Consider the following 17,961-nt stretch of genomic DNA (forward strand, 5'->3'; position numbering starts at 1 on the left):
CAGCTGTAAATAAGTTGTATGTGCGTTTGAAATAAGCTTGAACTGAGTGCTCAATAAGTCGGACATAACTTGGAAATAAGTTTGTTTTGCAAAAGTGGCCAACTGAAAAAGTCAAAATTGATCGTCCAATCATTCCGCGGCTTCTGGCACAAAAATGGCCTGGATGCCGCAGAATCATTGGACAATGCTTTTTAACTTTTAATAATCAGATTAAATTTTAAAAATCAAACTTCAGCTCACCCACCACAGTGCGCTGTGTGTAAGGATGAAAAGCCCAGTATTTGGCGTTGTTAAGATTGTCGATGCCGACTGATGCAGTCCATTGCTTGGCGACTTGGTATTGCACGCGCAAGTCCACCACAAAAAAGCGAGAAAATCCTGTGTACGTTTTGCCATTAGGATCGCTGTTGTCTAAGGTGCCGTATTGCTTGCCGCTATAACGTGCGCCGAAGGTGGTGGCGAGTTTGTCGTTGACTTTGTAGCTGCTGACAAAGTTGGCGCGCCAGTTAGGTACACGTGGTTGCCACATGCCGACGCTGGTGGGGAATTTATCGTTTTTTACGATTTTTGAATCGGTATATGTCAGGCTGGCAGTCAGGTCTAAGCCGCGGGTAATGACGTCATTTGCCATGTACGCCAATTCCAATCCGGTAGTGTGGATGTCATCAATGTTTTGGATATTGGTGATGTTAGGTGTAACGCTGACATTGGTTTGCGAATACAGCGCATCCTGCGTACGCTCATGGAATAGCGTAGCGCGCACCATGCCAGTTTCTAAGCTTCTCTCTACGCTCCATTCTGAGGTCCAGGATTTTTCTGGCTTTAAGTTCGGATCGTTATTGACGATGGTATTGACGCTGACCGACCCCTGATATAACTCGGACACAGTCGGCATACGTATAGCCCGACCGACGGATGCTTTGATCGTCCAGTCGTTATCGGCTTTGTAGGCCAGGGCGGCTTTGGGCGAGAAGGCGGTTTCTTTCCGTGGAATAAATGGCAAGCTGCTGGTGGCGGTACAGATGACACCATTATTGGCAGCCCACTGTTCTATGCGGCCGCCGAGTATGGTTTTCCATTGCGGATTGATGCGCCACGCGTCTTGCGTATATATGCTTTGTAATTCGGTATTGCCCTGGAAGCCGGAGAATACCGTGCTGGCTGCACCGTTAATCCAATCGCTGGTATTGGAAACTAGGGTGCGTAGTTTGTAAGCTTCGCGCTGGTAGCCGAATTCAACCGTATGATCTTTGGCCGCTTCTGGACGCCAGATGCCTTTGAGTGCCAGCGTGTTCCAGCCGGTACCGCTCATATCGGTGATGCGACCTGCGCCGCCGCTGTTGGCTTGCGGGATTGCAACGGTAGGTGCGCGTGCGATATCTTTGCTGTAATCGTAAAGGCTGGCGGCGATTTCCCAGTCCCATACGCCTTTGGTATTGCTCTTCAGGTTGAGCCCGTGGGTGACATGCTCCAGGCTATTGGTGCTGTTGGAAAAATCGGTCGGAACCAGGGTATATTTTTTGCCGTTGACATTGATGTCGCCGTTAAGCACCGGATTGCCAGCAGCATCGCGCAGATAGCTTTCTACGGTGCTGGTCATATTATTGCGCCAGTAGCCCAAGGTATAGCTGGCACGTAGCGTGGGTGTGATGTCGTAAGCGACTTTGAATTTGGCGTGGTCTTGCACCGTATTGTATTGACCCGTTGCACCAAGGATGAGCCAATCTTGATTTTTCGGATTTTTATCCAAGATCGCGCCGCTCACTGGCGTACCCAAATTGCTGCTCACGCCTGCGGATAATAATTTATTCACGAAGACAATAGGGTGGCCATCACTATCGAGCCGGTTGACATTCGCCCACCATGACCAGTCACCTTGTTTGTCACCTAACGAGGCGCTGAGCTGATGGCCGCTATAACTTTTATCGGTACCATATTGCTGAAAATTCTCACTAAAGGCCATGACTTTTGCATGGGCTTCAAATTGGCTGGGCATCCTTGTGATGTAGTCCACCACCGCACCGACCGAGTTGCCAGAATATGCTGCTGAAAACGGACCGTAGAGGACGTCGACACGTTCGATCTCTTCGGGCGTCACCAGTCCCCAGCGTGGCGTATAACTTGCGCCATTACCTAGTAAGTTCGACAGTAATATGCCGTCGGCATACACCAGCGAGCGGGCGCTATTGCCTGTGCCAGATGCGCGCGTTGCGAGCACGGCATGGTTGTAGTCACCAATGTAGCGCTTGCGCACTAGCAAGCTGGGCAGATATTTGAGCGCGTCTTCTGCATCCGTCGCATTGATGGTTTGTGCCAGCGTTTTAGCATTGATACCTTCGATCGTAGTTGGGATTTCGGTCGGCAATGAAGACGGACGACCAGCAGTAATCAAGACACGATCGGCCACATCATTGCTGCCAACGACGATATCGCTAGCGGCGTCATTATTACCATTAGCCGCCAGTACGCTGGCAGACAATAAAGGCAATGCGGCGGCGATGCCGACGCTGAGTGTGTGCCGGATAAAACGGTCGCTGCGCTGAGACGACGGATTTTGGGACGAGTTTTTTGGCGGATTTTTGTATAGCGTGAGGGTGATAAAAGGATTCATGATGTGAGCAAACTTTAAAAAAACAGGACTTACGCAAAATTGTCCCAGCAAGGCGCAGCGACGACGACAATACCTCTGTACGGCTAGTCGCTGTAACGCAGCTGGGGCGGTTTTGCGCAAGTTCTGAAAAAAACAAACGCACGCAGCACCGCATTCGCAGGTGAGCGCAGGACAAAATCTGATCAAATGAGTAGATGATCAGACGTTGAGCAAACAGATTGTTTTAATTTAAAGCAGGTGGCCCACGCGCCGGTAAAGGCGCAGAAACCATAGAGGCCAGCCGTGCCGCTGGAATAGCGCGCAGGGCATAAGACAAAGTATGTGGTGGTTCTACGATGTCTTGTTGAGGAAACGCATTAGTGATGCCGGTTGCCAGGCAGAACGAGCAATCCAGCAAATGCGACATAGATTGGCCAGTTTTGCTAGTTTTTCCATCAGCGGATAAGTCATTGCCAGCGAAATCGCCGCTAGTCTGGCTGATCAGCTTGATACCCGTGCTGGTACAAATCACATTCATTGCCTGCGGATTGAACACCGGAGATGCAATTGCCACGCCCAATGCCGTAACGTACAAAAAAAGTACGAGGGCAACCAGTTGGCGGGAGAGGCGGGGCATGTTCATGGAAGCGGATTATAACAGCGCTGTAACAACTGGATACAAATTGGCTTCTGTCGTGGCGAATATCTGATCAGGTTTGTTTGGCGTAGTGATATCCAGCGACATGCCCAGCGACATGTCCAATGATATCGGCCGCGATAGCCGTAAAGCTGCATCTGGCAATAGCTAAAAAAGCGGCATGACGCGCCGGATAGGAGTAAAAATCATCTAAATTGTTCTACAAAATACAACGGACTTCTTTTTGCAACACAGATAGAATGTTCGACACTGTAGGCGAGCCATCAGAACCTTGATTGTCTTGCTCTGCTATTGGCCTTTCCGTTATTTTTTTGGTTCTTTTATTGATCTTGCTCTCAGAGGATTACATGCAAAAGCGTCGCCCTGTTTTGTCACTCGCTATGTCCCGCGTTTTACCTCGTATTTTGTCCCCGCTGGCTGCCAGCTTGTTAATGGTCAATTGCATTGCGGTTGCTAATCTTGCGCATGCTGCGGATGCTGCTACCTCGGTTGCTACTCCAGTGACCCAGTCTACAAATAAACCAGCGCCTGTGCTTGCAATCAAGGCAGGTAAATTGATTGATGTAGAGGCCGGTAAGGTATTGCTGGATCAAATTATTTTGGTACAAAACCAGCATATTCTCTCCGTCGGTTCTAGCAAAACCATGGCGATCCCGGCAGGTGCGCAAATTCTCGATTTGTCCAAATCCACGGTATTGCCCGGCTTGATTGACTCTCACACGCATCTGACTGGGAATGCACATCAGCATGGCTATTCCAGTATTGGTACTTCTAATATCCGTGCTGCTTTGTATGGTGTTCGCGCTGCCCGCGACACTTTGCAGGCCGGTTTTACGACAGTGCGTAATGTCGGTGCAGATGGTTTTGGCGATGTCGCCTTGCGGGACGCGATCAATGACGGCGATGTACCTGGCCCGCGCATGCTGGTTTCTGGCTATGCGCTGGGGATTACCGGCGGTCATTGCGATAATAATTTATTGCCGGCTGAATATAACGATATCGGTAAAGGTGTGGCCGACGGACCTTGGGCGGCCCGCGCTAAGGTGCGCGAGATGGCGAAGTATGGCGCCGACTTGATTAAAATTTGTGCGACCGGCGGTGTGTTATCCAAAGGCGATGCTGCTGGTGCGCAGCAATATACGCTGGAAGAAATGCAAGCTATTGTGTCTGAAGCCCACAAACTCGGTCGCAAAGTCGCAGCGCATGCGCACGGCACCAGCGGTATCAATGATGCTATCCGCGCCGGTGTCGATTCGGTAGAGCATGCCAGTTTGATTGATGCAGAAGGCATGCGCATGGCGAAAGAAAAAGGTACTTATCTGGTCATGGATATTTATGATGATGACTACATTTTGAGTGAAGGCGAGAAGGCAGGATTTTTACCAGAGTCCCTCGCCAAGGAAAAAGAGATCGGTCAGCTGCAACGCGATAACTTCCGCAAAGCATTTGAGTTCGGCGACAAAATGGCATTCGGTACTGATGCCGGCGTCTATCCGCATGGCGACAACGCTAAGCAATTTTTCTACATGGTCAAATACGGCATGACGCCGATGCAGGCAATCCAGGCAGCGACCATTAGCGCGGCTGATTTACTCGGCTGGAAAAATAAAGTAGGTAGCATTAAGGCTGGAAAATTCGCCGACATTATCGCCGTAACAGGTGACCCTATGAATGATGTGACGGTACTGACCAAGGTTGATTTTGTGATGAAAGATGGCGAAGTTGTGAAGTCGTCTGTAGCGCAATAAGGATTGTTTGCTCGATATTTCCCCTTGGTAAATTTTATAAAAGAGGGGGAGTATGTTGGTAAATATGCCTTAATGTCCAGTTATTGTATGGACGTTAAAATATACATAGGTGGAGTATATTTTGCGGGGTACGAGGTGTAGCGTGCTTAAAGAACGAATAAGCCGGAGTGCTTCAACCTCGGGATTCTAGTCTTTTGGTATGGCGAGCTTTTGGAAACTTGAACTTCCCCCTCATCCTGCCTTCTCCCGCTAGCGGGAGAAGGAGCTACAGCAGATGCTAAAGTCGCTGCTACAGCCGAAGCCAAAGCCAACGTAGACAATAATTATTTAATACAGCATTACAATTAAATCCTGATTCAAAAATTTAAAAAAAGGAATTCTTTTGGGACAGCAAACATTTGGGCAGCAACTGATACGTACCAAGCCAGTTGATGCCAGCGGTAGTGAGGTTGAGGCAGGTAGCAGCAATGGTTTACATCGCTCGCTAGGCTTGTTTTCTTTAACCATGATTGGCGTTGGTGCCACGATTGGGACCGGTATCTTTTTTACCATGGTGGAGGCCGTGCCCAAGGCAGGGCCTTCGGTGATTTTGTCCTTTATTCTGGCGGCAGTGACGGCGGGTCTGACGGCACTATGCTATGCCGAATTGTCATCCCGCATCCCAGCGTCAGGCTCTTCATATTCATATGCTTACGCTACCGTCGGCGAGTTTCCTGCGTATATCGTCGCTGCTTGTTTACTATTGGAATATGGGTTGGCTGCCAGCGCTACGGCGGTGGGTTGGTCAGCTTATTTAAATAATTTTCTTGCGAATGCCATTGGATGGCAAATCCCAGAAATGCTGCGCTCATCCATGATAGTGGCAGGGGCAAATGGGGTTGAATTCCACCCCGGGCAAATTAATTTACCGCCAATTATTCTGGTGATCGTTTGTGGTTTTTTATTGTTACGCGGAACCAAAGAATCTGCCACCGTCAACGCGGTGATGGTACTGACTAAATTAGTTATCTTGACTTTTTTTGCAGTAGTGGCGTTCTCTGGTTTTAATGCAGAACACTTCACACCATTTTTCAACCCAGACAACAGCAAAGGTCTGGGCGGCATGGCTGGCGTGACCGCTGCTGCCGGTACCGTGTTTTTTTCTTTTATCGGTCTGGATACCGTCGCTACCGCAGGTGAAGAAGTTAAAAATCCAAAACGCAATGTGCCACTGGCGATCTTGGCCGCATTGGTAATTGTGACGGTATTTTATTTATTGGTTGCTGTTGCGGCCGTCGGCGCTCAGCCTGCCAGCATGTTTGCAGGGCAAGAAGCTGGTTTGTCCGTGATTTTGCAAAACGTAACTGGCAAAGCCTGGCCTGCTTTGATCTTATCTGCCGGTGCAGTGATCTCGGTATTTAGCGTGACGCTGGTGACGATCTACGGTCAGACCCGGATTTTGTTTGCGATCAGCAAAGATGGCTTGATCTCACCCTCTTTCCAGCGCTTGCATGCACGTACTCAGACCCCGACTAGCAATACAATTATCGTTTGTGTCGTGGTCAGTATTGTTGCCGGTTTAGTCGATGCGACCTTCTTGTGGGACATGGTTAGTATGGGCACGCTGGTGGCATTTATCGTAGTCTCAACGGCTGTGCCAGTGATGCGTGCTAAAGGTATTGGTGCTGGCAGTGGTGGTTTCCGGGTTCCGTTTGGGCCATATTTTTTACCCGGACTAAGTATCTTGGCTTGTTTATATATCGTTAAAGATTTACCACCGACGACTTACAAGGTATTTTTTATCTGGATGGCAGTAGCGATCGGTGTATATTTTTTATATGGAATGAGACATTCACGTTTGCGCCAAAATGACGAAAAATAAATATTGGTATAAGCGCAATGGCATTGCAAAGCCATTGCGCCATAGACCAGATTTTTTCATGATAGCTTTATGATGTGTCAGATGGACATACGGTTAACGATTGATCGTGCTAATTATTTTTCAAATTGGTGATATATGAAATTGAAACTGAAAAAAATCTGCAATGGCGTAGTCGCTGCAAGTAGCCTGGCTGTCCTCGCTTTGATGACGCCGGTATGCAGCGCAAACGCTGAAGTCATTGGCAGCGTAGATACCGCTTTCATTTTGATTGGACCCGACCATAAAATTATCGTTGAGGCCTATGACGATCCTAAAGTGGATGGCATAACTTGTTACATTTCTCGTGCAAAAACGGGTGGTATCAAAGGTGCGATCGGCTTGGCAGAGGACAAGGCAGAAGCTTCTATCGCATGCCGCCAGGTTGGCCCTATTAGTTTTAAAAAACCTTTGGTGCAGCAAGAAGAAGTATTTAATGAGCGCTTATCTATTTTGTTTAAAAAACTCAGAATAGTCCGTGTCGTTGATACCAAACGCAATGCGCTGGTATATCTGACGTATTCTGATCGCCTGATTAATGGTTCACCGCAAAATAGTGTGACCGCAGTGCCGGTAGATAAAGCTATGCCGATTCCGCTAAAGTAAATTATCTGAAAGATTTAGTGATAAATACGAGAAATAAATGCAGCAAAGCAACGATTGCGCTTTAAAATCTGGGATTACACGAAAAAATGTGCTGGCAATATTTGTCCTAAATCAAATCAATGAAAACCTCTGCTGCCCCAGCCAGAACCACTGAGCAATCAGTTGATGCTCTGCTTAAAACGATCAGAATTCCGCCGCGCCCTAGTTTGTTAGCAGAGGTTCAGCAAGAACTGTCGTCTAAAGAGCCCGATCCGCGTCGCCTCGCAAAAATTATCGCTAATGATGTCGGCCTGGCAGGTTCTTTGATGAAGTTGACCAACTCCTCTTTTTTTGGATTACGTTTAAAGGCGAGTTCTGTCGATCATGCGGTTGATCTATTAGGCATGGCGCAGTGCGGCACATTAATGACGGGCATCATTGCCCGTCAGTCGGTTGTAGTGCAAGGGCAATCACTGGTGAAGTTTTGGGATTTTTCTACCAAGCGGGCGCAGGCGATGATTTATCTGGCGCGTAATATGCATATTTATCCCTCAGATATTGCGCATACGTTTGGCTTGTTTTGCGATATCGGCATTCCAATTATGCTGGAGCGTTTTCCTCACTATGCAGCAACGCTGACTAAAGCTAATCAGGAATTTACTAAAAAATTTACCGAGATCGAAGATGAGGCGCATCAGTGCAATCACGCCGCAGTCGGGTCTTTGATGGCGCGTACCTGGGGTTTGCCCGAAGATGTTTTTACCGCGATTTTATTGCACCATGACTACGCGGTTTTAGAAGATAGCGCTACGCCAGAAATGGTTCGTGCACTAGTAGCAATGGCCTTGATGTCGGAATACGCCATACAAAAATATCATGGGCAAGATGTTTCCGCCGAATGGGAAAAAGGCGGAGTGCAGGCTTGCCATTTTCTGGGTTTATCCACAGATGAAGCTGCCGATAAATTTGATGAATTACATGAAATGTTTAATAGTATGGAGTGATCACGGTATTTTTCTTGCAACGACTCCTACCGTGAACATCACCAAACTTCAAGCTTTCCCCCGCAGTAAACGTGCTGGCAACAAAACGATTGCACGCAATAATTCAAACACGCCTTCTACGGCAATCCCCATCAGTCTGAATGGCAAGCAGATCAGCCATACCAGCGGATAAAGCACCAGTGCGAACAAGGCCAGCGGCCAGCACATTACTAACAGCACAATCCACAAAATAAACGTCAGCATTGAGTTTCCTAGACTTGAGGTTTCAGACAAAAAGTTGGTGTATCACACTGCTGATAATCAGGATGGCGATGCTCAGGATAACAACGCCATCCATGTCTGCTTTGAGGTCCATACAATATCCTTTCAAATTCTTGGGTTGGTTTTTGTTAGCTTATAAAAATCCGTATCCCTGGTGCGGCTAGCTTGCCAGACTAGCATGCTGGATCAAGCAGAATATGCGCTTAAGTATTGATCCAAATACGCATCACAGTCTTAGTTTTTTTAGAAGCTAACTCCAATATAGTCAGTGTCGCTCAATCCCGCTAGGACGGTCTGACGAACTGTAATTTGGCAGGCTTGATCGATCTGAATTGGAGGATCAATGGTGTAGGGGAGATTTAAAAAACTCCACATTTGAGCACATAGCGTTATGGTTGTTGTTCAGTTTGATCAGGTGGATTTACTTAATCCTGAAGTAATCAGATCGTGTAGCGTTGCCGGATTGCCGTCTTTGTCCCAATAAAATAACCAGCCAGTTTCAGAAAAATGCCTAACTCTCAGTGCAATGAATGACATTGCCATTTGTACAGCATGCCAGCTATCGCACCCATAAATCCTTGATGGGTGCGAGTCGAGTATCCCCAGCGATACGGCGCAACCCCAGTCAATATGATCCTTGATCGGGGCAGCAATACTTAAGTTCAGGTCTGCGCCGACACCGTCTGGTGACACGGCATATCAGCGTCGTTCTATCAAAAAATCGTTCATGACCGAGCCTCTTTCTTTGAAATGGATTTCTGTTTAGCTTGTGGTTTTTACTTCATTGAACAGAATCTTGTTGGAAAAAGGGTCTGTCAGGCTCAAGATTCTGTCGCCCCATACGGCGATTTCAATGCCAGGTTTATTGTATTTGTAGGTCTTCTGAGATAACTCTTGGTACAACGCATCGATGTCTGATGTGTTTACAAATACCTTGCTTCCCGGTGTGCAGTCACCGGAATGTTCGCTCAGGTGAAAAACTAGATTGTCTTTCGATACTTGCATATAGATAGGAAAATCGTCCTTAAACCGATGTTCCCAATCGATACTCATGCCGAGAAACTCAACATAAAACTGTTTCGCTTTTTCTTCATCAAAGATGCGTAAGACGGGAATGCTCTGGAAGTCCATCATTGCTCCTTATTCCTATGCCAGTTGCGACAGTGTGTTGAGTGAATGGTAATCAAGATAATAATTTATATTTAGGACTGACGTAAAAATGCCCCAGCCACGTTGTAGCTCCTAGCCGTACTAAAGTACTGTCATCGTCGCTACGCCTTGCTGGGACAGTTTTGCGTCAGTCCTAATATTCTCAACTTAAATATACTGCCTATTAGTATATTTAAGTTGTCCAGGTAATATTTGGAGGATAAGCGGTATTTTATAAAAATAATGGGGAGTATATAAAAATTTCTAGGTTTAACCCGCCTGTTTGGCACTATCTAACAACCAGTTCTTAAACGCCAGCAAAGGTCCCAGACTCGCGTTTTGTTCCGGATACACCAGATAATAGGCGGCCGAGCGGGGTAGGCTTAATTGCAGTGGAATGCTTAGCGTGCCAGCATCCAATTCTGCCTGCACCATAAAACGCGGAATCAGCGCCACACCTAAACCGGCGGCGGCGGCACTGATCAGCATGGTGAACAATTCATAGCGAGCACCTTTGACAGCGGATACATCATTGCGGCAATCATGTAAATCAAACCAGCGTCGCCAATCGTCTAAACGGCTGGTCAGGTGCAGCAAAGGCATTTTGCTGATATCTGTGATGCCTATGATGTTCTCGTTGGCTTTGGTCGCATCCGTAGTTTGATATTTTGCCAATAAGGCAGGGCTGCAAACTGGTGTCGTGTCATCTTCACCGATTAAAAAATCCCCAATGGTGCCGGGCCAAGGCGCTTGTCCTGAATGAATCGCCGCATGGAAATGCGATTCAGAAAAAATAAACGCATCGGTTCTGGTACTGAGATTAATCGTAATGTCGGGGCGCAGTGCGTGGAATTGTGCCAGACGCGGGATCAGCCATTGGGTCGCAAAAGTCGGTACGACTGCCAATTCCAGCACGCCGGAACCCTCCTGGCTCGCCATTAACTCCAGGGTGTCGCGCTCTATTCGGCCCAGATGCAGACGTATACGTCCGGCATACTCTTGCCCGGCAGGCGTTAATACGACGCGTTGTTTGATGCGGGCAAATAGCGGTACACCCAACCAGCTCTCTAACCCCGCAATTTGTTTGCAGACCGCGCCTTGGGTCAGCGCCAGTTCATCCGCGGTACGGGTAAAACTTTGCAGGCGTGCTGCAGCCTCAAAGATCATGAGCGCATTTAAGCTAGGGATTTTTTTTCTCATTGATATAGATTATTCTTTTTATTCACTAACTTGTGATTTTATATCGTTTGTCCCGATTGTCCAGTTAAGTGAGAATGCTGCACTAGCTAACAATTAAACCATCTACTATGAATCCACATATTCAAACCCTGCTTGTTGCCAGTATAGGCGAGCAGCAAACAAGCAACTTAGTGAATTTATTGCATGTATCTCCTAAATTTGACCACGTACAACCGGGGCAGGTAACACGTGCCGAGATCGCGCAGGCCTTGAATATGTTGCTGTTTTACGGAATTTTGCAGCGGGTTCCCAGCGGGAAGACTTACACCGATGAGCTCGTTGCCCGTGGCGGCAAAGTCATGCTGGATCATGGTGCTTTGCGCACGGTACGCTGGTTTGGCATCGGTGCTTTGCCACCGGGCGAAGCCGCTGTGACGCGGATTCTCAAGCCACTAGGGTATCGCCTGAATGGCAAATATCCGCTGGATCGTTTAAACATGACCGGGCGTTCTTATGCACAGATCGATGATCCTGAAAATATCTCGCAGTTTTTTGTCAGCGAACTACATCCAGAACGTTTTAGTCCGGCTTTTCAGCAAGCGGTGAGCCGGGTTTTGGGCGACTCCAAAGATCCTTTGACGCCAGCGGCGTTTAGTCTGCTCAATGAACTGGAGCGCGACGGCAGTCTGAGCGTGCAGCAGTCGCTGGAATTATTGCCCGTGCTGGTTGCCTGTTTTGATCGTCAACATGGCACTCCGCAATTAAGCGACTATGAGTTGCTAATCAAAGAATCCGCCGAAATGGCATGGATCGCCACTGAGGGAAATGTGTTTAACCACGCAACGGACCGCGTAGCGGATGTGTTCCAGACTGCGGAGGAGCAAAAAGCCTTGGGGCGCCCCATCAAAGCGCAGGTCGAAGTCTCTGGCTCTGGCCGCGTAAGGCAGACCGCGTTTAAGGCCGACAATGTTGTGCGGGAATTTTATGATGCAGAGGCGGCGCTGGTGATGCGCGAAGTGCCGGGATCATTTTATGAATTTATCTCACGCGACACGATGCTTGATCCCGTCACCGGATTGTCAAAACTCGATCTGCAGTTTGACACAGGCAATGCGCAAGGTATTTTTAAGATGACTGCCAATGCTTGAGCCTGTCAACCGCTTAGCTGTGCTGGAGTCACTGCAAGATTTATTGGGTAATGCCGGCTTGCTGACCACGCCAGAGGACTGCGCTCGTTACGTAACCGGAGCGCGTTATGGCGTCGGGCAGGCAATGGCGGTCGCGCGTCCCAATAGCACCGCGCAATTGTCGCAACTGGTCAGTCTGTGTGCAGCGCATCACTTGAAGCTGGTGGTGCAGGGTGCCAATACGGGCTTGGTCGCAGCCAGCACACCAGATCAGAGCGGACAGTATTTGGTGTTAAGCACGGAACGTCTTAGTCGTTGCATAGAGATTGATACGGTCAACCGCTCAGTCACCGTCGATTCTGGTGTGACCTTGCACGATCTGAATGAGGCGCTGAAAGAACACGATTTATGCTTCCCGATTGACCTCGGTGCCAACCCGACCATCGGCGGTATGATCGCCGCCAATACTGGGGGTGCACGATTGATTAAATATGGCGACGTGCGGCAAAATTTGTTGGGGCTGGAAGTCGTATTGCTGAATCCGGCAGGCAGGGTGCTGGATCTGCAATCGGCGCTTCGCAAAAATAATACCGGCCCCGATCTAAAGCAATTGTTTATCGGCACCAGCGGCGCCTACGGGATTATCAGCAAAGCCGTTTTACAAGTGCATCGCCTGCCAAAACAAAGCGCTACTGCATTAGTTGTGCCGCGTGATCAGGCGGCGGTTTTAGAATTGTTGCAAAGGCTGGAGCGTGATTGCGGCGAATTTTTGAGTGCCTTTGAGGGGATTTCTGGACAAGCATTGACGTCGGTATTGCGACATGTCCCCGCGATCAGCAATCCCTTTGGCGGTCTGGCTGATATCCCCGATTATTGCGTCCTGATTGAGCTGGATACCAGCATCACTCAGCAGCATTCAGGCTTGTGTCTGGAGGATTTATTAAGCAATTCGCTGGCTGCCTTGTTGACTGGAAGCGATGACGACATCATCACCAATGCAGTGATTGGTCGCGGTAAAGATTTATGGCGTATCCGGCATGCAATCAGTGAGTCTTTGCGTAGCGAAGGTAAGATCATTGCGTTTGACATTTCTATGCCGCGTTCATCTTTGGTTGATTTTCGGCAGCAGGCGATTGGCTTGATCGAAACCGATTATCCATTTTTACAGATCATGGATTTTGGTCATTGGGCGGATGGCGGTTGCCACTTCAATCTGGTGTGGCCGCATGTGGCGACGATCGCTTACGATGCGGCAACGGTCAGCGCAGTGCGTGATGCGATCTACGATATGGTGGTGAATGAGTATCAAGGCAGCTTTAGTGCCGAACACGGAGTCGGCCCCTATAATCAAACCTACTACCATCGGTTTACGTCGCAAGCAGCGCAGCAACTGGCGGGAAAAATGCAAACACTGCTCGACCCTGATCGCTTATTTGGCCTGACCTGGTTCGGTGAGCTGGCTGAATAAAGCAATGCGCTCATTGCTACGTTTGAGAGTGACTTTTGAGCGACCGCTGAATGACGAGGCAGGGAAAATAAGTGGGCGAAACCTCATTGAGAATGTCTAAATCGATTCGTCGTTAAATATATACTCATAGTAGGTATATTTTAGTAGTCCATATATTTAATGGTCAATAAGCCAGTTTTTATAAAAATAAACGGGAGTATGTTGATTGTTGTGGAATCCAATTGCCTCCACGCTACCTTGTTAAGCTAATCAAGCAGTGTCTTTTACCAATGCTTAGTCGCACCAGATCAACATCAGCGCTGAAACGATTTCGCCCTCATTCTCGTCAGAATGAGGGCGAAATTCTTTATAGCTTATTTGACTGACCGCAAACTTGTGGCAGCCAGCCAAACTCACTAGCGACTAATCGCTAACAATACCTATTAGTCAGAAGCCACCAAGCTCACGCCGCTGAAGCTAGCGTAAGAGTTGAGCAACAGGTAGTAAGTACCTGCGGCTGGTGAGCTAATAGTGATCGTTTCAGTCGTGGTAGAACCATCAGATTTTTTCAAATAAGATGATGTTGTCGGTGCAGAACCTAGTTTGACGTAGATATCTGCATCGCCAGTTCCGCCCGATGTTTTAAAGGTCAATGTAGTGCGACCTGATGGAACCACAAAAGTGTATACCGTGGAGTTGCCAGTCGTCAGAGCGAGGCCAGTTTTTGCTACGCCATTGCTCAATACATTGGATGGTGGAGGTGTTGTACCGCCGCCTGATCCCATGACAGTCGCAAAATTAGCAACGTTCAAACTGCCGTAGCCACTCGCATAATCCCAACCAGTTTTTGCAGTATAACCACCGTTGCTGCCAGAAGTTACGTCATGGAACATTGTTGGATTAGCCGCTGCTTTTTGATAAATGGCAGAAGCTGGGAAGGCCAGTGTATTGTTGTTCATGGACTGAACGCGAGCCCAGAAACCAGTGAACAACGGTGCTGCCAGACTAGTACCACCGATTTGCGAGCTAGTACCGTTGACGATTACCAATGCGCCGCTATTAGGTGATGCATCAAATGCGACGTCAGGTGCGCCACGTTTGGTTGAGCTGCCTAATACGCCGGCGGCAGTTTGCCAGCTTGGTGCTGCTTCTGTCAGGCTTGGTCCGCCGCCTGCGCCACCACTGGAACTTTGCTGGCAATTAGCAGAGCTGGTGCAAGCCCATACTGTTTCAGATGTCCATGTGGTACCTGACGTGTTCAGCAAAGTGCCGCCAACAGAGATGACATAAGGGGATACTGATGGATAGCTTTGAGCAGTGCTGGTGCCGCCGCATTCATATGCGCCTGAATCGCCGGAAGAGACCGAGAAAGTCTGCCCTTGTGCTACCGCAGTCTGGAAGATCTGATCATTACTTGCGATGATGCCGGAGCTTTGCGCATCAGTTTCGCATTCGCCTAAAGACACGTTGATGGTTTTGGCCAAGTTATCACTGACAGCTTTGTTATAGGTATTTGTCAGGTCAGCATCGCTCAAGGTATTGGCTGTATACAAAATCATCTGTTTGATCGTACCACCTGCTGCTGCCAGTGCATCTTGTGTATCCATATTCCATTCATCTACACCAGACGTATCTGTGCTGGCAGAGCCGACAGTAACAGTAGTGACATTGGTTTTTGGATAACCAGCGTTGGTGGTGAATGTGTTCAGATCTTTGATCGTTTGCGTCATGCTACCTTGGGTAATAATACCGATAGTGGCATTGGTCGCACTTGGCAAGCTCGATGCATTATAGATCAGAGGAAAATCAGTTGGATTGTGACCAGCTGTCGTCAGTGTTTTTGCATCAGGACGTATTGCCATTGTGTGATGCAGATGAACAGTTTGCAGACCATGGACTGCCAATACGATATCACCCAGCGATTGGGGTACAGAGACATCACTTACGTTGGCATGCGCAGTGCGGCCATTGATGTTGTATGTTTGCAGGTCGGTGTTGAAGGCAGTTTTGATGGAGGATGCAGTACCGTCAGCACTCACCAGCATACGATTGTCAGCAACGACGATGTTGACGAAACCGCTTTTTGTCAAATGATCGACTACGGATTTTACTTGTTCTGCGGTTGGTGCGTAGTGACTCAAGAACTCTGCGCTAGTGATGGGCTTTGCGCCGCCGCCAGTGATGAGGTTGGCCGTCAATGCATCAAGATCTGCTTTATTGCGTACTTTTAAAGAGATCACAACATGGGTAGGTGTACCCGCTTGCATCAATGCAATGGGTGTCGCTGCGCTAAGTAAACGAGGTGCTTTAGTCGCGGTAGATGCACGTAGTTCTGCTGCATGTGCTGCGCCACCAATTGTGGCTAAAACCATTGCTGCCACTGGCAGCATTTTAAATTTACAACTGAGTTTCATTACTTATCTCCAAATGGTAATACGAAGAAAGTGACCAGTCCAAAGGATTTTGAAGCGATCGGTTCAGTCACAGCAACCTGAGAGAAAATCTTGTTTTCTACAGGCTTGGCAAATTCAATTTCCCGTTTTTAAGAGGCGGTCTAGAAAAAATGCCTATTACAGGGCCGACTTACGTTGGATAGTAAGTTGGTCGACCTTGAAATATTCTTGGTAAAGCAGTGATGCGTAAATCTAAAAACGAGGCTTTGAAGCTAGATTTTTAAAATCAGACTTTTGAAATAATATTTTTACAGCTCGGAATTGTTAACTGAGGCAAAAATAATTAGGTTTGAAACGCTTAGTCTCAAAGTCATACTGGCTAATTTGACTGTTGACGCTGTTGTTTGATGTTGGAGCTAATGTTGTAACTGATGCTGGAACGAGAGGATTGAAGTGATGCAGCTGAGGTGTATCAAGCTCAGAAGCAATTACCGTAAAGAGGGACATTTTTTCTTCTGTTATCGATAATCTCAGATCAATAGAACCGGGAGACGTTGGGTGGCGCATGGCGATCAGGTCGCCATCATTAAAGAGACTTTTTTTGTCTATACAATCTGCATTCCAATTAACTCTTTCAGCAATCTGTTGATAATGCTGGATCATCTTTAATGCACTCCAATGAATGGGTGACACAAACAATTACAACCAATTTTAAGCAACTTTATACTGATGCATCGCCAGTTTTTCGCAGCGCCAATCAGCTTCTTTTTTTGGATCTTGCTAGTTTATTAATTTAGTTCCCGGCTCGCAGTTTTACGCTCAAATCTGAATTTAATTTAGCGTTTAAATCTGTTGAATCTGAGATAAATAATTGACTGAAAGAAAACTTATGCTAGCAGAAGAAATATTCTGGAAAGTTAAGGAACACCGATTAATGTGTAACTATCAGTAACAATCTGCTGAAATGGATATTGAAAAATAAGTCATTTTTATGTTTTTTTTACATTCCTAAAAATCACCAAATTTATCTGCAAAGATGCAGCTTTTTTTCTCATCGATTTTGGAGATTTAATTTGTGTAAAGAAATCAGCTTAGAATTTTTATACTAATACTGTTGTATTTTCTGCCGTTGTTTTCAAGCGTCAAAATTCATAATCAAAAAACTTTCTTCAAGAAAAAATATTCAACGGCTTTTTTGCTGGATAAAAAATTTTGATGAAAATCTCGTCAGCTTGGGAAGTGCAATGATCAGATATTCGACAGATATTCTCCAAGCGACATCCTCGCCGCTGCGCCTTGCTGCGACAAATTGGCGTAAATCTTGTTGACGACTTAGTGAAGACTTAGTGATGATTGAGTGGCTGGCTAATGCTGGGTCAAATGCTGAGCCAAATGTTAAGGATGCAATCCGATGATGTCAGAATGTTTTTTTCTTGTTATGATCTCGCATCCTTAATGCAACTCAAGTGCAAAAACAAAAGAATGGTTCAGCGTAAGTCTACCGATCAACATCCGCTTGCTAAGCAAGGCACTGCCGCCATGTCGGAGATGCCTGCAAAGTTGGCTACAGCTACATTCGCTCGTGCATTTGCAGCGCGTGATGTATGGCGCTTGCTGATTATTTTGTTTGGTGCTTTTGCCTTGGTCTTAGCTTTGACAACGGCTGCGACACATCAACACAAGACCGCGCTGGACACCAAAGAATGCGCCATCTGCAGCGATGTAATCGATAAGGTAGTCGGTCTGCCGTTGTTACCTGCGATTGTTCAGCACGTTTATGTTATGCCTTACCGGGTTCTCGCTGTCTCGGTCAAGATCGCCAACTATTGCTCGCCTGAGCTTTTTCCACCAAGCTGCGGTCCCCCGCACGCCTCTGCGTAATTCATCAAAAACAGTTCAATTTAAAAATTGAGCTGAACTCCG

Annotated in this window: 15 protein-coding genes; 7 read left to right on the forward strand and 8 right to left on the reverse strand. The window is 47.4% G+C overall.

Going from position 1 to position 17,961, the window contains the following annotated elements; translation table 11 throughout:
* Window positions 1-217: 217 nt before the first annotated feature.
* Both RGU72_RS00470 and RGU72_RS00475 read right to left on the reverse strand, forming a co-directional pair.
* Window positions 218-2,611, reverse strand: coding sequence for a TonB-dependent receptor (locus RGU72_RS00470; RefSeq protein ID WP_322117867.1), 2,394 nt, complete (start codon window positions 2,609-2,611; stop codon window positions 218-220).
* A gap of 223 nt (window positions 2,612-2,834) precedes the next feature.
* Window positions 2,835-3,233: a DUF2946 family protein gene (locus RGU72_RS00475; RefSeq protein ID WP_322117868.1), complete on the reverse strand. Its 399-nt coding sequence runs from the start codon at window positions 3,231-3,233 to the stop codon at window positions 2,835-2,837.
* A 362-nt stretch (window positions 3,234-3,595) separates the two neighbouring features.
* Here RGU72_RS00475 and RGU72_RS00480 point away from each other — a divergent pair, with 362 nt between their 5' ends.
* From RGU72_RS00480 to RGU72_RS00495, 4 genes are all read left to right on the forward strand, one after another.
* Window positions 3,596-4,996, forward strand: a complete 1,401-nt coding sequence (locus RGU72_RS00480) for a metal-dependent hydrolase family protein (RefSeq protein ID WP_322117869.1) — start codon at window positions 3,596-3,598, stop codon at window positions 4,994-4,996.
* Window positions 4,997-5,378: 382 nt separating this feature from the next.
* Complete coding sequence (locus RGU72_RS00485) at window positions 5,379-6,857, forward strand: APC family permease (RefSeq protein ID WP_322117870.1); 1,479 nt, start codon at window positions 5,379-5,381, stop codon at window positions 6,855-6,857.
* A 204-nt stretch (window positions 6,858-7,061) separates the two neighbouring features.
* Complete coding sequence (locus RGU72_RS00490) at window positions 7,062-7,499, forward strand: CreA family protein (RefSeq protein ID WP_322121517.1); 438 nt, start codon at window positions 7,062-7,064, stop codon at window positions 7,497-7,499.
* A gap of 119 nt (window positions 7,500-7,618) precedes the next feature.
* Window positions 7,619-8,482, forward strand: coding sequence for an HDOD domain-containing protein (locus RGU72_RS00495; RefSeq protein WP_322117871.1), 864 nt, complete (start codon window positions 7,619-7,621; stop codon window positions 8,480-8,482).
* Window positions 8,483-8,530: 48 nt separating this feature from the next.
* On the opposite strand, the gene RGU72_RS00500 is transcribed toward RGU72_RS00495, so the two are convergent.
* From RGU72_RS00500 to RGU72_RS00515, 4 genes are all read right to left on the reverse strand, one after another.
* The gene (locus RGU72_RS00500; protein ID WP_322117872.1) at window positions 8,531-8,725 is read right to left on the reverse strand and encodes a hypothetical protein; all 195 of its coding nucleotides are present in this window, start codon (window positions 8,723-8,725) and stop codon (window positions 8,531-8,533) included.
* 429 nt (window positions 8,726-9,154) lie between these two features.
* Entirely contained in the window at window positions 9,155-9,436 is a 282-nt protein-coding gene (locus RGU72_RS00505) for a DUF6968 family protein (protein WP_322117873.1), read from the reverse strand.
* Between the two features lie 69 nt (window positions 9,437-9,505).
* Window positions 9,506-9,874, reverse strand: a complete 369-nt coding sequence (locus tag RGU72_RS00510) for a glyoxalase superfamily protein (protein WP_322117874.1) — start codon at window positions 9,872-9,874, stop codon at window positions 9,506-9,508.
* A 288-nt stretch (window positions 9,875-10,162) separates the two neighbouring features.
* Window positions 10,163-11,092 carry a LysR substrate-binding domain-containing protein gene (locus RGU72_RS00515; RefSeq protein WP_322117875.1) on the reverse strand — a complete coding sequence of 310 codons (930 nt, stop codon included), beginning with the start codon at window positions 11,090-11,092 and terminating at the stop codon, window positions 10,163-10,165.
* 107 nt (window positions 11,093-11,199) lie between these two features.
* Here RGU72_RS00515 and RGU72_RS00520 point away from each other — a divergent pair, with 107 nt between their 5' ends.
* Both RGU72_RS00520 and RGU72_RS00525 read left to right on the forward strand, forming a co-directional pair.
* Window positions 11,200-12,219, forward strand: coding sequence for a DUF1338 domain-containing protein (locus RGU72_RS00520; protein WP_322117876.1), 1,020 nt, complete (start codon window positions 11,200-11,202; stop codon window positions 12,217-12,219).
* On the forward strand, window positions 12,212-13,666 hold the full coding sequence (locus RGU72_RS00525) for an FAD-binding oxidoreductase (protein WP_322117877.1): 1,455 nt from the start codon (window positions 12,212-12,214) through the stop codon (window positions 13,664-13,666). The genes RGU72_RS00520 and RGU72_RS00525 overlap by 8 nt, the downstream gene beginning before the upstream one ends.
* A gap of 422 nt (window positions 13,667-14,088) precedes the next feature.
* Here the strand turns inward: RGU72_RS00525 and RGU72_RS00530 are convergent, their stop codons facing one another.
* Together RGU72_RS00530 and RGU72_RS00535 are read right to left on the reverse strand one after the other, a co-directional pair.
* Window positions 14,089-16,059 (reverse strand): protease pro-enzyme activation domain-containing protein, encoded by a 1,971-nt coding sequence (locus tag RGU72_RS00530; protein WP_322117878.1) that lies wholly within the window; start codon window positions 16,057-16,059, stop codon window positions 14,089-14,091.
* A 303-nt stretch (window positions 16,060-16,362) separates the two neighbouring features.
* Window positions 16,363-16,701: a hypothetical protein gene (locus RGU72_RS00535; RefSeq protein WP_322117879.1), complete on the reverse strand. Its 339-nt coding sequence runs from the start codon at window positions 16,699-16,701 to the stop codon at window positions 16,363-16,365.
* Between the two features lie 819 nt (window positions 16,702-17,520).
* Here RGU72_RS00535 and RGU72_RS00540 point away from each other — a divergent pair.
* Window positions 17,521-17,919 (forward strand): hypothetical protein, encoded by a 399-nt coding sequence (locus RGU72_RS00540; protein ID WP_322117880.1) that lies wholly within the window; start codon window positions 17,521-17,523, stop codon window positions 17,917-17,919.
* The last annotated feature ends 42 nt before the right edge of the window (window positions 17,920-17,961 follow it).

This window comes from Undibacterium sp. 5I1, assembly GCF_034314085.1.
In the GTDB taxonomy this organism is placed as follows: Bacteria; Pseudomonadota; Gammaproteobacteria; order Burkholderiales; family Burkholderiaceae_D; genus Undibacterium.

Bases quoted from the DNA above. Each gene is read 5' to 3' on its own strand.
- RGU72_RS00480 (WP_322117869.1), top strand. From the start codon at position 3,596: ATGCAAAAGCGTCGCCCTGTTTTGTCACTCGCTATGTCCCGCGTTTTA.
- RGU72_RS00470 (WP_322117867.1), bottom strand. From the start codon at position 2,611: ATGAATCCTTTTATCACCCTCACGCTATACAAAAATCCGCCAAAAAAC.
- RGU72_RS00515 (WP_322117875.1), bottom strand. From the start codon at position 11,092: ATGAGAAAAAAAATCCCTAGCTTAAATGCGCTCATGATCTTTGAGGCT.
- RGU72_RS00540 (WP_322117880.1), top strand. From the start codon at position 17,521: ATGGTTCAGCGTAAGTCTACCGATCAACATCCGCTTGCTAAGCAAGGC.
- RGU72_RS00500 (WP_322117872.1), bottom strand. From the start codon at position 8,725: ATGCTGACGTTTATTTTGTGGATTGTGCTGTTAGTAATGTGCTGGCCG.
- RGU72_RS00530 (WP_322117878.1), bottom strand. From the start codon at position 16,059: ATGAAACTCAGTTGTAAATTTAAAATGCTGCCAGTGGCAGCAATGGTT.
- RGU72_RS00510 (WP_322117874.1), bottom strand. From the start codon at position 9,874: ATGGACTTCCAGAGCATTCCCGTCTTACGCATCTTTGATGAAGAAAAA.
- RGU72_RS00490 (WP_322121517.1), top strand. From the start codon at position 7,062: ATGACGCCGGTATGCAGCGCAAACGCTGAAGTCATTGGCAGCGTAGAT.
- RGU72_RS00520 (WP_322117876.1), top strand. From the start codon at position 11,200: ATGAATCCACATATTCAAACCCTGCTTGTTGCCAGTATAGGCGAGCAG.
- RGU72_RS00525 (WP_322117877.1), top strand. From the start codon at position 12,212: ATGCTTGAGCCTGTCAACCGCTTAGCTGTGCTGGAGTCACTGCAAGAT.
- RGU72_RS00535 (WP_322117879.1), bottom strand. From the start codon at position 16,701: ATGATCCAGCATTATCAACAGATTGCTGAAAGAGTTAATTGGAATGCA.
- RGU72_RS00495 (WP_322117871.1), top strand. From the start codon at position 7,619: ATGAAAACCTCTGCTGCCCCAGCCAGAACCACTGAGCAATCAGTTGAT.
- RGU72_RS00475 (WP_322117868.1), bottom strand. From the start codon at position 3,233: ATGAACATGCCCCGCCTCTCCCGCCAACTGGTTGCCCTCGTACTTTTT.